Raw genomic sequence first — 15,487 nt, forward strand, 5'->3', positions numbered from 1 at the left:
ATAAAACAATGAATTATATTATCCAAGAATTCTTAGATCTGGATAGTAGTCAACAAAAAGCAATTATAAAAGAAAAACTCTTTGAACTTGAAAATCAGAATCTATATGATTTTCTACTCATTATTTTTAAGAATGTTGATTACCAAACGAAAGAGTTTACCATCAAAACATTAGCCCAAGATACTCAAAAAGCATTTGAAATAGCAGAATTATTACTGAAACATATTTCAAAAGAGTTTATCAATACGCCCAAATACTATGGAGCAATGATATTGAAGGAAATCATCACTCATACAGATACAAACAAAAGTGTGCCATTGCTTGTATCTGCTTATGATTTAGAAGATTATAGGGATATTCATTGGGCTATTGCTATGGCACTAGCTACTTTATTAAACAACTTAGATGGTACTGAAAAAGACTATGTTATACACTTAATAAAAACAGAAATTAATAAAAAAAATGATATTGAAGGTAGTTTAGGAACATATCTTCAGAGTTATACTAATATTAAATTCTTTTGATATGGGTTTGTTCCAGCCAATTTTCATAATTCATTTCAAACTTTATTTCGTTAGTACCATAGCTGCCTACTTCTTTCCAACCTGCTTTTCGATAAAATGCTTCAGCTCTGGTCTTATTTTCTGTACTTAACCAAACAAATGCTTGTGTTTGGGAAAAATACCAATCTAGCATTGTATGGTGAAGTTTCCTGCCAATACCTTGTTTTTCATAATCGGGATGAATAAACAAAGCCCAAATATTATTTTTAAGCAAATCGACAACTGCAAAGCCAGCAATCTGAGAATTAATTTCGCAAACCCAACCTTTTCCATACGTTATGATAAAAGCCTCATAATCTGCCTCCGTAATCAAGGCTGGATTTGAAAGAATATTTTCTTTTACAGCATATCTTACAACATGCATTTGTGGAATATCTAGTTTTGTAGCTTCTCTAAAATGCATGATTAAAACTATTTAATAAGGATATTGATTTGATTGATAAACTCTTTGGGGTGTAATAATGGAGCTTCTAAATGCCCACCTGTATATATCCATGATAAAGCGTCTTTTTTAGCATTCGCTAAAACCATTTCATAATGAGAATAAGGCACTTCTTTATCTTCTTTGGAATGTATAAGTAATATTTTAGACTTAGTAATAGTCTTGATATCCTCTTTAGCTCCATAAGGAAATACCAAAAATGGTCTTGCCATTTCATGTTGTTCCACAGGCATGGAGGCGAGAGCAATATCAGTAAAAGAGGCAATACAGCCATCTAATACAATAGCACTAATTTTGTCTTCATTGTTCTTGGTTAAGTTACAAGCTACCTGCGAACCCATAGAAGCACCATAAACAATCAGTTTTTGTTGTTTAAGTTTATTATCTTTTAAAATAGCATCTAAAACTATTTGTGCATCAGTAGCAATATTTTTATGAGTGGGTTTGCCACTTGATTTCCCATAACCTCTAAAATCAATCATAAAAACCTGAAAACCATCTTGTACCAAAGGTTTGACGTACTTAATATACCTTGAAACATTTCCTCCACTTCCATGAAAATAGAGAATTGTAGCTTTGGGCTTCTTGATATTTGGGTACAACCAAACACCATGTAGAGTGTCTTTTTCTATAAAAAATGTTTGCTCTGTATGCTTTACAGAGTCAATTTTATTCCATTTCTTACTTGGGAAATAAAATTTATCATCCATTTGCCCATAAGTTTTCAAACAAAAGGGTATCATCAATAAAATTACTGAGAAGAATTTCATATAAGTATTTGTTTAAGGTAAATAGTTTTGTATGCCCTAAATATACAGATTTTACTAATATAATTTGATTTTCAGTTTATTTCAAGTAATTGGGTTGTTACATCATCAGAAAAGCGTTTTCTGGAGAGAGAATAATAAATGTTTTCTATGATTTTGAGGCTTTGGCTAAAATGATTTTTGCGATTAGTTCCAAAGGAAACTCCTGAGAGTGTGGAAAATGTAAAGCGTCTTTAGTATTTTTACCTCTGTATAAAGTAAGCTCATTTTCAAGGTGTTCTAAACCATACATAGGGTACAAACCAATATGTTTTTTGTAGGCAGCCATATACAAATGTTCTTTGCCTACCTTAAAAGAGGGGATACCATATCGAATACTTTCTTCTACATCAGGGTAAGTTTCTTTAAAAACATTCTGAATTTGTAATAGTCTTTCCTGAATTTCCTTTGGGAAATGAGCTATGTAGGCTTCAAAATTATTCATGAGTAATCTTATTGATTTTACCGTTTACCACACTTACATTGAGTACTTGAATACAATCTACATTTTGTCCATTTTTCTTAGCAGGTGTCCAATTATTATGCATTTCTCTAACAATATCTAAAACCTGATGTGCTAGAGAATGTAAGAAAAAACTACTATATTGACTAATAACAAAAAAACTATCCATTTGTCCATTACAATTGATAGTAAAGGCGATTTTGACATCAAAGGAAACATCCTTCGCTTTTTTATCAAATAAAGGCTTATTATAAAATAACTCATGTACACCATAATGATCTTCTATCTTTGGAAATTGAGGAGGAATATCTGGGGCTGGATATTCTTTTATAGTTTTATGAGAATCTTCATAAAAACCATTGACTGCATATAAGTTATTATAGTTGCATAAACCTCTCATATAATTTCTATGCCCTACATATTTAAAAATAGCCAATTCATGTGATTTAAGAAAGAAATCTTCAAAATCATAAAGATGCTCAACAATAAGAATATTCTTATCCCATGATAAAATATTATCCCTCATAATAAAGCTATTTATTCCTCCATGTAGTTTACCATACTTCTCAATCATTTTTAAAAACTTTTTTTCACTAATGACTTTAGATTCTTCAGATTGTAAGTCTATTAGGATAAATTCTGTTTTTTGAAAAAATGGAGTAAGACCTATCCAAAAACCTTTTCTTTTTTGCATAACCAATGTTTTATGGTCTTGGGTAACACCATAAAACCTATCAACATTTTTATCAAGATGAATTGTTTTTTTTATTTCCCATGTATGTGTATCAAGCCAAAGAATTAAAGAGTTATAAGAGTAACCAAATCGGATAAATAAATTTTGATTGTTATTTTCATGAAGCCAAAGAATATCTCTTACACTTTTTGAAGAATCTGGAGAGGAAACTAAGAAGAAAGGCTCATAACCTTTGGGGATATTTTGATAGTTTTGACTTAGTACTGGATTACAAAATATGATAATCAAAAAGAAAACCAATAAATGTTTCATAGACTGAATTTTGAATATAAGAAACCTACTTTTTTGCTACAATAATAGTATGAATTTCATTGGTTCCGTCACCTTTAGGATAATTGATATGAAAAACTCGTAAAACCTTGAAATACAATATCCTTAAACTATCAGCAATAGACTCTAAAAGATGATAATAAAAGTAAATTCTATCGCCTTTGCTATTAGACTGATAACCAGATTTGTCTTCTTCACCTTCTACAAAACTAATATACAACAGCCCATCATCTAAAAGTAAATGATGACAATCTTCAATAAATTTTTTACAATCTGAAGAAGAAAGATAAGGCAGACAAAAACCACATACAATACCATCAAATACACTATTAAGGGTATCGATATCTCTTGCATCCATTACCTTAAAATTAGCTTTAGGGTTGTTTTCTTGGGCTAAAGCAACCATATTTTCTGATACATCAATGCCTGCAATATGAAAATCAGGGCGTTTTTGTAATAAATATTGTGTGATGTTGCCAGGTCCTGTACCTACTTCAAGTATTTTGGGATTTTGTTCTATAATTTGGTCACAAAAATAATCGTAAGTAGAATTATAAATATCTAAATTCATGAATTTCTCCTGATACAAATCTGCAACTTTATTCCATGTACTGAAGGTTTCTTGATATTTATCCATGACTTTTATTTTGAGTTATTTATAATTTTCTGAATTTCATTGATAATAAATTTTTTCTTTTTATAAAATTCTTTGGGAAAGTCATCATCAGGATCTGTAAATTTTAAATTATTTTCAAAAAAAAATTTGATATTATTTAGACCTCTCATATTTCGAGCAAAGAGAAACCTTTTACCAATATTTATTTTATAAAAATAATCTTTATTAGAAAATACATGGTTTTTATTAAGACCACAATATGAGCATTTTATAATGCCTTCTTTTTTTGGGTATTGTATGTATGTGCCTGCCCGTTCAGCATAATAAGCAGCTTTTTTAGAGCACTTTGGACAAATAACATCAATATGGGTTTCTTCCATCATAGTATTTATTTTTTCTTAGCACTAAGAGCATAAACCATGGGTATTTTATTACTTAAATGCTCAATTCTGTATTTTTGAGGCTCAAATTCAATGGTTTTATTAAAACAATTGTAGGGTGAATAATCGTATTCGTCTAATGAAAGAATCTCTAATCCATTCTTGATAAGATTATTGATGACTTCACCCATTCCATGATTCCAACAAACATAATCTTGTGTAATGGGGGCGTTTTTATCTGCATAAGTACCACTTTCTGTTTCAATAATAGCACCATCATTGAAGTAATTGTAACCAATTCTTTCAAAATTATCATCAAACATCCATACAACAGGATGGAACTCTACAAAAATAAATTTGCCATTGGGTTTGAGATATTGAGAAATCAGTTTACCCCATTTGTTCAAATCTGGTAGCCAACCAATTGTTCCATAACTTGTAAAAACAATATCAAAATGCTTGTCGAGGTGTTTGGGTAAATCATAAATATCAGAACAAATAAAATCAGCTTTGATATTAAGCTGACTGGCAAGTTCTTGAGCTTTTTTAATTGCTTTATCTGATAAATCTACACCTGTTACTTCAGCTCCAAGTCTTGCCAAAGAGAGTGTATCTTGTCCAAAATGACATTGTAGATGTAAAATGCTTTTTCCTTGAATGTTTCCTAGTAAATCAATCTCAATATCATTTAAAGAAGATTTTCCATTGAGAAAACTTGTAAGATCATAAAAATCGGAGTTAAGATGTGATTCGAGTCTATTATTCCACGAATTTCTATTGATTTCAAGATAGTTTTGTTCTAGGAGTGTCATTCTGATAAAATTTATGAGTTTAAATATATTAAAATGAAAAGAAGTTTACAAATGCTTCTTAACCAAAGTCAATGAAAAAAGGAGAGTTTCTTATGATTTTTGCGAGAAATAAACTCTTTTTATTATGAAAAATCAAAAAACGCTACTTTCCACACTCTGGATTTTTATTACCTTTAATTATCTCTATTGCGATTTGATAGGACTCATGGACTCAAAACTACTCAAACAGTACCTCAATGGCTCTGTTGAGGGTTTTACAATTGATGGAGATTTTCTACTTTATGCAGGAATTCTGATGGAAATACCCATTTCCATGATTTTGCTCTCACGCATACTAAGCCCTAAACCAAATGCTGTTGCAAATATATTGGCTGGTGTTATCAAAACACTTGTGATGATACTTACACTTCTGGTAGGCAGTTTTACAAAGTATTATCTGTTTTTTGCCTGTATTGAGATTGCCACAACCATTTTTATAATAATATATGCTTTTAAATGGTTTCAGGAAATCCAAAGAAGTCAGAAAATGATAGCTTTATAAGCCTTTTTCAGATAGTCTTTTACGAATACGACTCAAAGACTCTGGCTTGATACCCAAATAGCTGGCAATATAATATTGTGGCACTCTTTGGAACAAAGATGGCTTATTTTGTAAGAGTTTTACATAACGTTGTTCAGGAGTATCTGTGAGAAATGCCATTAAAAAAGTTTGTTGTTCAGCAAAAACATTTTCCATGATGGCTCTCGAAACAGTTTCAAATCGTGGGAATTTTTTAAATATTTGTTGAGCAGATAACTCATTTCCAATAACTACACTTGTGTTTTCTAAGCACATAAGGTAGTCTTGAGATGGGTTTTCTGTTGAAAAACTATTGAGAGAGATAATCCAGTTATCTTCTAAAAAGAAATTGGTTGTAATTTCTTCTCCATTTACAAGTTTATATTGTCTGACTAAACCCTCTAAAACAAAAAAAGTATCATCATTGAATTGCCCTTCTTTTCTGATAAAATTGTCCTTTTGGAACGTTTTGACAAGCATACTTCCTTCAATTACTTGTTTTTCTTCTTCAGAAAAAGTAGTAAATTTTGAAAAATAGTCAATGAGTTTGTTGGGCATAGAGTTATTGATTCAAAAGATTTATACATTCTTTTAACTTTTCAATACATTCTAATGGAATATCGTTGTCTTTTTGAGCATCATGGAGTTGTTTTTCCAGCAAAGGTAAAAAAAAGCTATTCTGAGTAGCTATCACAGCTTCATATAATAGAGTGCTGTAATTATTTTTTAATAATTCATATTCAATAATTTCTGATATGTTATGATATTTTCTTTTTGCCAAGCCTAAAATAGCTTCATATCGAGTTTCTAAATGTTTATCTTTCAAACGTTTTCGTAAGGCATTTTGTATGTCTGCATTGTCTAAATCTGTTAAATCTCCAAGTCCAAAAGTTGCCCAATTTCTTATTCTACTAAATTTATCTCCTGATAGTTTTATTAAAGCATCTATTGCCTGAGAATCCTCGACTCCAAGTAGTGCAAATGTAAGCCCTTTTCTAATATCTTGATGAGGGTTATCTACAAAAGAACATAATGTTTTAATTTGCTTTTGATTCATTTTATGATTGTTGTGCCCAATAGCAAAAAGAAGAGAACTTATTGTTTTTGTATCTTTTTCATTATGAAGTATTTGGAATAATATTTTTATGGTTTCTTTGAAAAATGGGCGAGGGGGTAGCCCCAATTGAGCCACAATATCAATACCTATCATTCTGTTTTTAGCATTTGGCGAGACTATTAACTCAACACACTTATCAAATAGCTCTTGACTTGGTTTTGAACGAAGCAAAGAGATTTTAGCCCAATAATTTTTATTAATTTGATTATTAATGAGTTGATTGATAATTTGGTGATCTGTATATTTTCTTTTACTCATTTGTGGCTTTTTTGAGAATATCAGCAATAAAATCTTTTGCTTTTACTTCTTTGAGTTGAGCATACAGTTTTTTATCCTGATGGGCTTGTTCAGCTATCTGATATTTAAGATTTTGATATTCAATGCGTTCTTTCTCATTTGCAATCAAATAATCTCTAAATAAAAGGTGTCTTTTCAATTCTTGACTGTGAGTAGGGCAAACATACAAATGATGAGTAATAGAGTCTAAAATAGGATTTGAAACTGTATGATTTCTTTTAAAAACTTCTCTATCTACAATACCCTGATTGCCATTATGATAATAACCAATATTTTCTAAAACTTCTTTTATATCATCAAAAAGAACATTTTTATCGAAAACAATATCTATATCAATAATGGGTTTGGCTGCCAGATGAGGGACAGCTGTACTTCCTACATGCTCTATGGTGATATGTAAATGGGTGAGGGCTTTTTGAATCTCATTTTTTATTTTTTGAAAATCATCAGCCCAACTACTTTGATATTCTTGAATAAGCATGGATAATTTTTTTATTCTTTAGGTTTTGCCACAAAAATCGTTTTACCATCTTTTGTCAAATCAATATTTTCACCTTTTCCTCTTAATTCGTAGCGGTCGTTTTTGTACCAAATGCCCGAAGCTGGCATTTGTCCTTTTAGTTCAATCGTTTTACCTTTAAATTTGAGTGTTACTGTATTTTTGGTGTTGTTGAATGACATTTCCAGTTTATGACCTTTTTTATCAACAGCAGAACTATTGACAATCTCATCCGTTACTTTTTCTGTTTTTTCTTGTGCGAAAACACTTGTAGAAGAAAAAAATGCAAGTGTTGTAAATAAAAAAGCGATTTTTAAAGTTTTGATAGTCATTTCTTTTTATTTAATAGTATGGATAAAATTTAGTTTGCTAATTCTACTTCAATCATCTTTTTTAAGTTCAAATATTCTTTATACAATAACTGATAACGGTTTAATATCTCAGATATATTATCAGTAAATCTAATCTTGATTTTAAAATTGGGTTTTTGTATCAATTTTATTAAATCGCCTGAAGGGTACTCTTTAGTAACCTCTAAGTTTTCGTATATATAAGGCATCACGATGTTTTTTTTATAATCTATATAAAAATCTAAAGAAGCGAGTAATGAAGGCACATGTTCTTGATGAATACGTACAAGTTGTTCTAAAATTAACTTATTAGATATGATATCCAGTTTTCCTGTACTTTTAAGAGTTTCAAAAGCATTATTATTGATAAGAGGGTATGTGGATCTAAAAAATACCTGAGAATATATTTTAACACTGTCAGGATATTTATTTTCTTGCCAATTGTACTTTCTAAAAAAGGATAAACCATTTCTTACAAAAACATAACTCTCAATATCACCCTCCAATTCTTTAATATCACTCTCCAAATCAAAAAGTATTTGTTTAAGGTAGAATTTTTCCAGCTTCTGATTCTTGATATGCTCTTGATATTGATTTAAGTTAAAAGATAAAGTTATACTTAAAGATATAGCAATTACTTGTATAGCTAAATCATACCATCTACTTCTTAACAACCATTTTTTAGGTTTGGTTTTCTTCTTCTCCTGAATAGGATTTTCTATGTTTGTTTCTAAAGAGTCCAGTTTTTCAGATTCATTTTCCATATTGGAATTCTTGGTTTGGTAATAAGATTTTATATTGAATTTTATGGATGAGGTAATCCTATTTTATGTTTTTCTGAAAGATATTTGGCTATCAGGTTTGTGGAGTTTACAAATAATAGATTTTGATAAGTCTTGAAATAGCTTGTATCTATATTTTCTGTTGCATTTTTTTCAATAATAAGGACTGGACACCCTTGATTTTCTTCTCCTATTAAATCTATGATAATTTTTCTGGGTCTTTTGAAATCCACATAAATAATTTCTAATAAATCTCTGAGTTGAGGATAATACTGAATGATACCTTCCATCATTGCACAATGTGGGCAATAATAACTAATTCCTAAATTGTCAATTTTTTCATCTTTAAAATTCGGGTAAAGTAATAATAGTTTATCCATATAGATAGATTTTTTATATCATTTAGCCTCTTGACTAAAACGGATATAATGCTATATTATGTATTTTTATCTTTCAAATATTTGTTTACAAAAATCTAATAAAAATGCAGAAAACCAAGTAATAGTTTTAAATTTTGAGTTAATTATTTGTGTTTTTTTAGAGTTTTTAAAATCAATTTAGCAATATTTTGTACCAATTGTGTAGGTGAGTTACAATCGCAATTCGTAAAACCAATTACATAAATATCTTCACTAGGAATATAGATAGCCATCGTTTTAAATCCAAAAATGCTTCCTCCATGCTCTCTGGAGGGTGTTCCGTCAATATCTCTTAGATGCCATCCATAACCATAACTGAATTCTTTATCGTTATTCAATTTATATTTACTGAAGGCTTTTTTCGTAGATTCAGCATTTAACAATACATTCTGATTGAGAGCATTTTGCCATTTGAGCATATCATCTAAATTAGACATCAATGCTCCTGACGAAAAGGGTACACTAAAATTGATAATGGTTTTATTTACATATTCAGTTTCTTTTTTGTGGTATCCGTAGGCTCTTTTCGAAATAATTTTTCTATCATTAGCATACTGTGAGTGGCTCATATTTGCTTTCTGAAAGATATATTTTTTTATAAAATCTTCATATTTTTCTTTGGAAACAAGTTCTATAATATAGCCCAGCAATACATAACCTGAATTATTATAGTCAAATTTCTCGCCAGAGGCGAATTCAGCGGGTTCATTTTTAAAAAAATCTACCATCATCTGAGGTGTCATTTCTTTCTGAGCAATTTCTTTAAGAGATTTCATTTTTGTAAAATCCTTGATGCCAGAGGTATGTGTAAGCAAATGATGAATGGTAATTTTATCGCCTGATGGATAATCAGGGATATATTTAGAAACAACATCATTGACACTGAGTTTTCCTTGTTCTTCTAGTATCAAGATGGCAATGGCTGTAAATTGCTTTGTGATAGACCCTAACTGGAATACATAATCTGTTTCCAAATTAGTATTTAACTCCAAATTAGCTTTCCCAAAGGCTTTTTTGTAGAGAGGTTTCCCATTTTTAGCAACCATAAATACACCACCAGGGGCGTTTACGTCTTTGAGCTCAGCTAAAATTAGTTTATCTATTTTGGAACTTAATCGTTGAGAGAAAGCTACATGATAGGAAAGAGATAATACAAAAATGAGGTAAAAACGTGTGAAATGCTTCATGGAGGGCTGTAAATTTAATAGATACACAACTTGGGTTTAGACAAGATTTGCTCTATCAAGGTTACAAGTCCTAAAAGTTGTAATTAATATAAATTTATTTATCTCTATTAATTAAACCAAGTGTTAATAAACCTGCTCCAAATAGTATTGAACCTCCAACGAAAGGAAATCCTGCACCTACTAAATCTTCCATTCTTGATGACCAAAGAAATGGAAAACAAAAAAACATACCAAAAAGACCAGCAAACATGGTAATAATAGCCAAAATGTTAATTTTAGACTTTATAAATTTATCAAACATAATTTAAAGTAATAAGAAGTTTATTAACTACCCCTCATATCTAAACTCTAAATTTTCGGGTTTTATGTTTTCATCATCCAAAACCAGAAATTCTTCCCAGAATGGTTCTTTGGGGAGTGTAGCGATACAAAGTGTTTTTTCTTTTTTGATGGGATGCTCAAAAAAGAGTTTTCTTGAGTGGAGATTGATGGATTTATCTTTGTTGGGAGTAGGGTAGCCATATTTCAAATCGCCACGAATAGGACAACCTATTTTGGCAAGTTGCACCCTGATTTGATGTGGTCTGCCCGAAACAGGCTCAATTTCTAAAAGAGTATAGCCATTAAGATGTCCAATTACACGATAATACAACTCTGATTTCTGAGCGTCTTGATAAGGAGCATCATAAGCTGTTACAGTATTCTTTCTCTCATCTTTCAGAAGCCAATGAGTAAGTTTGTCTTTTTTCTTTTCGGGTCTTCTACGAACAATTGCCCAATAAACTTTTTGTACTTTTCTTTCTCTAAAAAGCTCATTCATACGTTCTAAACCTTTAGAAGTTCGAGCAAGTACCACAAGCCCGCTTACAGGACGGTCTATTCGGTGTACCAAGCCCATAAAAACCTCTCCAGGTTTTTGATATTTTTCTTTGATATACTCTTTGGCATAATCGACAAGTGTTTTATCACCTGTTTGGTCATCGTGTACAAGCATTCCAGCAGGTTTATTGACAATGAGCAAATGATTATCTTCGTAAATTACATCAAAAGGGTAGGACTTCATAAACAGGTAATTTTAATAAAACCTATAAGGTTTAAAATTATAAATGAAATAGTTATAAAACAAGACTTCTCAAAACCTTATAGGTTTTAGGATTAAAATAAAAAAGCAAAAAAGCGTTTGAATTGCTTTTTTGCCATATTTTAGGGAGGATGATGGGTCTCGAACCCACGACCTTCGGATCCACAAACCGACGCTCTAACCGACTGAGCTACAACCTCCGTTTTTTGTGATGCAAATATAGGGTGTTTAAAAGTAATTGTCAAGAAAAAACATTATTTTTTATACAACCATTTTTCAGGGTCAAGCTTTTTATCGTTCTTATAGATTGAAAATAAGAGCTCTGGCGTTCCTTCAAGGTTTAAAACCATTGTTCCTAAAACCTGATTTGGTCGTACTTTTTCGTTTTCTTTGATGGTAATATTTTCGACAGGTTCATAAATTGTAAAAAAATCACCATGATTAACCATCACACTATAACCTGGTCCCATACGCTCTCTGATGGCTTCGACTCTACCTTCAAAAACAGCTTTAATTTTTGTACCTTGTTTAGATTGAATCTTGATGCCAGGATTATCGAAATAAAAGTTATTAATCAGAGGGTGTTTTTGTTTGCCAAACCCCATCGAAATAAAACCATTATCTACAGGCCAAGGCAAACTGCCTTTATTTTTAGAAAAAGAACCAGCCAATCTGATTTCTTCAGGGCTTGTAAGCACAATATTTTTGGCATTTTCATCACCAGAGCTTTTTTTCATTTCTGCTCTAATAACCGAAACAGCTTGGTCTTCAAGATTTTTGAGTGATTTTTTCTCTTCTTGATATTGCTCAATGAGTTCAGCTTCACGTTTAGAAAGGTCTTTTACTACTAAATCTTGCTCTTGTTTGAGGGTTTCAAGTTCTTGATTTTCAGAATATAAGCTATTTAAAACCAAAGCTTTTTCTTCTCGTTGCTTTTTGATGGCAATATTTTGTTCTTCTAAATAACGTTTTGTTTTTTCAATTTGCTCCAGTTGCTCTTTTCGAGCAACGGAGTATTGTTTGATAAACTGGGTACGTCTAAGTAATTCATTGAAATTTTTAGCTGAGATAATAAAATTGAGCTGATTGAAGCCAGTACTGATTTTAGAAGCTTCATAAATCATTTTGGCATATTCTTTTTTCAAATTCTTTAAATCTTGTTCTAAACCAGTAAGAATTTTCTCTGCATCTGTAATGTCTTTTTCAATGAGTGCAATTTCACGTTGAATAGTTGTTTTGATATTTTCTCTTTCGTTAATTTGAGCTTTAAGAGCAGTAAGCTCACCTAAAGAACGTTGTTTTTTAGAGCTTGCTTCTTTTAAAATTTTATTGATTTCATCAATATTTTTTTGTTTGGCATTTTTTTGCTCTTCCAATTGCTTTTTTCTATCTTGAGAAAAAACCTCAAAAGGAGACAAATAGATGAGAAAAGAAAGAATAAAAAATGCAAATCGTAAAGACATAGAATTTTGGATAATAAACAAAATTATGATTTTTCGAGGCTAACTCAAAATTTTAGCCCTCAAAAAAATATTTCTTGGGCAAGTCTGAACGTATTGCTGTGAGCCTCCACAATATCTGAGAGGCGTTCAGAATAGCCTCCACCCATGCTGATAGCCAAAGGAATTTGATTTTTCTTACAAATATTCAATACAAATTTATCACGTTGTTTGCAGCCCTCCATACTCACTTTGAGTCTACCCAGTTTATCAGTTTCTAAAATATCCACACCCGAAATATAAAAAATAAATTCAGGTTGTTCTTTTTCAATGAGTTGTGGGAGAGTATTATACAAAATATTCAAATATTCTTTGTCTGTGATGCCATCAGGCAAGCCAATATCCAAATCGGAACGTTCTTTTTGAAGAGGGTAATTTTTTTCGCCATGCATGCTAAAAGTAAATACTTGAGGGTTTTTCTCAAAAATTTGTGCTGTTCCATTGCCCTGATGAACGTCCAAGTCCACAACTAATATTTTTTTGCATAAATCATTCTCTATAAGATAGTTACTGGCAATGGCTACATCATTAAGTAAGCAAAATCCTTCTCCTTTGTTGGTAAAAGCATGATGTGTTCCACCTGCTATATTCATAGATACACCATGTTTTTGAGCATACAAAGCACAGTCAATCGTTCCTTGTGCAATGATAATTTCTCTTTCGACAAGTGTTTGAGATAATGGAAAACCTGTTTTCCTGATTTCTGAAGTGCTTAAAGCTAAGTTTTTGAGTTTCTGCCAATAACTTTCTTCATGTGTATTGGTGATGTAACGCTCTAAAACTGGTTCTGGCGAGAAAAAATTATCTTGTTGAACTGTTCCTTCATACAAAAGTTGTTCAGGAATAAGTTCATATTTTTCCATAGGGAAGCGATGTCCTTCTGGCAATGGATGTTTATAAATGGTGTTCCAAGCTATTTTGAGCATTTCTATTTTTCTTAAAAAAACATTAGATTCGGACTTTTGTTCTAAAAATAATAAAAGAATAAAAAACTCATCACTCATAATTTATAATTTAAAAAAATGTCTTTTAATAAATTAGCTCTAATTCGATATAAAACTATTGATGAATGCCTTAGAAATAGAGGACGGAGGTGGACACTTGAAAACCTCATTGAAAAAGTTTCGGAGGCTCTTTATGAATATGAAGGGATGTTAGATGGTGTCAGTAAACGAACTATCCAACTTGACCTGCAAATGATGCGAAGCGATAAATTAGGCTACAATGCACCTATTATTGTGGTGGATAGAAAATATTATACTTATGAAGATAAAGAGTATAGTATCATGAAAAACAGTCTTTCTTCACAAGATTTAGACAAACTCTCTGATATTGTAAAACTACTCAAACAATTCAAGGGCTTTGATTATTTTGAAGATATCGGGGCTATGGTGGGACGTTTGGAGGGGAAAATTCTTCAACAAAAAAATCAGACGCAAGCTTTTATAGATTTTGAAAAAAATGAACTCCTAAAAGGCTTAGAATGGATAGACCCACTACTAAAAGCCATTAAAAACAAGACTTGTTTGGATATTCTTTATCAGTCTTTTAAGGCAAAAGAATCTTCTAAATTTCCTGTACATCCTTATTTGCTCAAAGAATACCGTAATCGCTGGTTTTTATTGTGTAAAACAGGTGATAGAAATGGCATTACAATTTATGCTTTGGATAGAATGCAAGCCATAGAAGAAAATTTACTTGCAGAATACATTGAAGCAGAGGTAGATGTGATACACTTTTTTGATGATGTGATAGGTGTTACCAAAACAGTAGGGCAGGAGCCAGTTAATATTATTTTACAGATAGACCAAGAAAATATGCCTTATGTACTCACCAAACCACTTCACTCATCTCAAAAAGTATTAGAAAAAGATGAAAATGGTATGACAATTAGTATTGATGTGGTGGTTAATTATGAATTGGAACGTGAAATTATGGGTTTTGGTGAACACATGAAGGTTTTAGCTCCTAATTTTCTCCAAAGACGCATCAAGAAACGATTTGAAAAAAGCTTGTTGAATTATCAAAATAATGAAGACAAGGAAAATTAATAAAAGAAACAAAAAACTATTTTTTAGAATAATATTTGGTTTTAATAGGTTTTGTATTGAAAAATATTTTTAAAAAATGCAAAAAAATAGAATAATGTTTTTTTATAATTAAGAAATAGTATAAGTTGTAAATATATTTTTACACTAAATTTTTACTTAATCTTATGAAAGACAAAAATCTTGTAGGCATTGGTGGGGGCTTGCTCACTGCTATTAGCGTATTTTTACCAGCATTATCTGTAATGGGGATGAAGACCAATTTTATGGAGTCTAATTCTGGAGTTGCCTATTTTTTTATCGTTTGTGGATTGATTGTAGCAGCTGTATCCTTTCTGGGTAAAAAGTGGCTCAATATTCTAAGCATATTGATAGGACTAATGATAGCTTTGCTTGCTATCAAATATCAAGGAGACACAAAAAGTAGTGGAGGAGAAGTGGGAATAGGGCTTTGGGTGATGCTTTTGGGTGGTGTAGCTTCTTTGGCTGGTGGAGTGATGGGAATTATCAAAAAGAAACCTGTAGCTTAAAACAAAAAAGGAG

21 protein-coding genes, 1 tRNA gene and 1 pseudogene are annotated in these 15,487 nt (G+C 31.0%); 4 read left to right on the top strand and 19 right to left on the bottom strand.

Features of this window, described 5'->3' with window-relative positions:
* The first annotated feature begins 8 nt into the window (after positions 1 to 8).
* The gene (locus AD998_10620) at positions 9 to 524 is read left to right on the top strand and encodes a hypothetical protein (protein ID KOY86536.1); all 516 of its coding nucleotides are present in this window, start codon (positions 9 to 11) and stop codon (positions 522 to 524) included.
* On the opposite strand, the gene AD998_10625 is transcribed toward AD998_10620, so the two are convergent.
* The 7 genes from AD998_10625 to AD998_10655 form a co-directional block, all read right to left on the bottom strand.
* On the bottom strand, positions 511 to 966 hold the full coding sequence (locus AD998_10625; protein ID KOY86537.1) for a GCN5 family acetyltransferase: 456 nt from the start codon (positions 964 to 966) through the stop codon (positions 511 to 513). The genes AD998_10620 and AD998_10625 overlap by 14 nt on opposite strands.
* An 8-nt stretch (positions 967 to 974) precedes the next feature.
* Positions 975 to 1,775 (bottom strand): alpha/beta hydrolase, encoded by an 801-nt coding sequence (locus AD998_10630; protein KOY86538.1) that lies wholly within the window; start codon positions 1,773 to 1,775, stop codon positions 975 to 977.
* A gap of 145 nt (positions 1,776 to 1,920) precedes the next feature.
* On the bottom strand, positions 1,921 to 2,256 hold the full coding sequence (locus AD998_10635) for a hypothetical protein (protein ID KOY86539.1): 336 nt from the start codon (positions 2,254 to 2,256) through the stop codon (positions 1,921 to 1,923).
* Positions 2,249 to 3,280 (bottom strand): hypothetical protein, encoded by a 1,032-nt coding sequence (locus AD998_10640; protein KOY86540.1) that lies wholly within the window; start codon positions 3,278 to 3,280, stop codon positions 2,249 to 2,251. Before AD998_10640 ends, AD998_10635 begins: the two co-directional genes overlap by 8 nt.
* A gap of 25 nt (positions 3,281 to 3,305) precedes the next feature.
* Complete coding sequence (locus AD998_10645) at positions 3,306 to 3,935, bottom strand: methyltransferase type 11 (protein KOY86541.1); 630 nt, start codon at positions 3,933 to 3,935, stop codon at positions 3,306 to 3,308.
* A 5-nt stretch (positions 3,936 to 3,940) separates the two neighbouring features.
* Positions 3,941 to 4,297: a hypothetical protein gene (locus tag AD998_10650; protein ID KOY86542.1), complete on the bottom strand. Its 357-nt coding sequence runs from the start codon at positions 4,295 to 4,297 to the stop codon at positions 3,941 to 3,943.
* A 5-nt stretch (positions 4,298 to 4,302) separates the two neighbouring features.
* Positions 4,303 to 5,106: a methyltransferase type 12 gene (locus AD998_10655; protein KOY86543.1), complete on the bottom strand. Its 804-nt coding sequence runs from the start codon at positions 5,104 to 5,106 to the stop codon at positions 4,303 to 4,305.
* Between the two features lie 124 nt (positions 5,107 to 5,230).
* On the opposite strand from AD998_10655, the gene AD998_10660 reads away from it, so the two are divergent.
* On the top strand, positions 5,231 to 5,647 hold the full coding sequence (locus AD998_10660) for a hypothetical protein (GenBank protein ID KOY86544.1): 417 nt from the start codon (positions 5,231 to 5,233) through the stop codon (positions 5,645 to 5,647).
* On the opposite strand, the gene AD998_10665 is transcribed toward AD998_10660, so the two are convergent.
* The 12 genes and pseudogenes from AD998_10665 to AD998_10720 all read right to left on the bottom strand — a co-directional run bounded on the left by AD998_10665 (position 5,642) and on the right by AD998_10720 (position 13,822).
* Entirely contained in the window at positions 5,642 to 6,223 is a 582-nt protein-coding gene (locus tag AD998_10665) for a cyclic nucleotide-binding protein (protein KOY86545.1), read from the bottom strand. The two genes, AD998_10660 and AD998_10665, sit on opposite strands and share 6 nt — an antisense overlap.
* 4 nt (positions 6,224 to 6,227) lie before the next feature.
* Positions 6,228 to 7,040, bottom strand: coding sequence for a hypothetical protein (locus AD998_10670; protein ID KOY86546.1), 813 nt, complete (start codon positions 7,038 to 7,040; stop codon positions 6,228 to 6,230).
* Positions 7,033 to 7,575, bottom strand: coding sequence for a hypothetical protein (locus AD998_10675; GenBank protein KOY86547.1), 543 nt, complete (start codon positions 7,573 to 7,575; stop codon positions 7,033 to 7,035). Before AD998_10675 ends, AD998_10670 begins: the two co-directional genes overlap by 8 nt.
* Positions 7,575 to 7,889, bottom strand: a pseudogene (locus AD998_10680) (hypothetical protein). The gene AD998_10675 and the pseudogene AD998_10680 overlap by 1 nt, the downstream one beginning before the upstream one ends.
* Positions 7,890 to 7,939: 50 nt before the next feature.
* Positions 7,940 to 8,692 (bottom strand): hypothetical protein, encoded by a 753-nt coding sequence (locus tag AD998_10685; protein KOY86548.1) that lies wholly within the window; start codon positions 8,690 to 8,692, stop codon positions 7,940 to 7,942.
* Positions 8,693 to 8,733: 41 nt separating this feature from the next.
* Positions 8,734 to 9,090, bottom strand: a complete 357-nt coding sequence (locus AD998_10690; GenBank protein ID KOY86549.1) for a hypothetical protein — start codon at positions 9,088 to 9,090, stop codon at positions 8,734 to 8,736.
* A 143-nt stretch (positions 9,091 to 9,233) separates the two neighbouring features.
* Positions 9,234 to 10,316 carry a serine hydrolase gene (locus AD998_10695; protein ID KOY86550.1) on the bottom strand — a complete coding sequence of 361 codons (1,083 nt, stop codon included), beginning with the start codon at positions 10,314 to 10,316 and terminating at the stop codon, positions 9,234 to 9,236.
* A 94-nt stretch (positions 10,317 to 10,410) separates the two neighbouring features.
* Entirely contained in the window at positions 10,411 to 10,617 is a 207-nt protein-coding gene (locus AD998_10700) for a hypothetical protein (GenBank protein KOY86551.1), read from the bottom strand.
* 27 nt (positions 10,618 to 10,644) lie between these two features.
* A complete protein-coding gene (locus AD998_10705) occupies positions 10,645 to 11,379 on the bottom strand; it encodes a pseudouridine synthase (protein KOY86552.1) in 735 nt (244 codons plus the stop codon).
* A gap of 141 nt (positions 11,380 to 11,520) precedes the next feature.
* Positions 11,521 to 11,597, bottom strand: a tRNA-His gene (locus AD998_10710).
* A 54-nt stretch (positions 11,598 to 11,651) separates the two neighbouring features.
* Positions 11,652 to 12,860, bottom strand: coding sequence for a hypothetical protein (locus AD998_10715; GenBank protein KOY86553.1), 1,209 nt, complete (start codon positions 12,858 to 12,860; stop codon positions 11,652 to 11,654).
* 59 nt (positions 12,861 to 12,919) lie between these two features.
* Positions 12,920 to 13,822 carry a deacetylase gene (locus AD998_10720; GenBank protein ID KOY88152.1) on the bottom strand — a complete coding sequence of 301 codons (903 nt, stop codon included), beginning with the start codon at positions 13,820 to 13,822 and terminating at the stop codon, positions 12,920 to 12,922.
* Between the two features lie 96 nt (positions 13,823 to 13,918).
* Here AD998_10720 and AD998_10725 point away from each other — a divergent pair, with 96 nt between their 5' ends.
* Both AD998_10725 and AD998_10730 read left to right on the top strand, forming a co-directional pair.
* On the top strand, positions 13,919 to 14,947 hold the full coding sequence (locus AD998_10725; protein KOY86554.1) for a transcriptional regulator: 1,029 nt from the start codon (positions 13,919 to 13,921) through the stop codon (positions 14,945 to 14,947).
* A 164-nt stretch (positions 14,948 to 15,111) separates the two neighbouring features.
* Positions 15,112 to 15,474: a hypothetical protein gene (locus AD998_10730; protein KOY86555.1), complete on the top strand. Its 363-nt coding sequence runs from the start codon at positions 15,112 to 15,114 to the stop codon at positions 15,472 to 15,474.
* Positions 15,475 to 15,487 lie beyond the last annotated feature (13 nt).

Source organism: bacterium 336/3, assembly GCA_001281695.1.
In the GTDB taxonomy this organism is placed as follows: Bacteria; Bacteroidota; Bacteroidia; order Cytophagales; family Thermonemataceae; genus Raineya.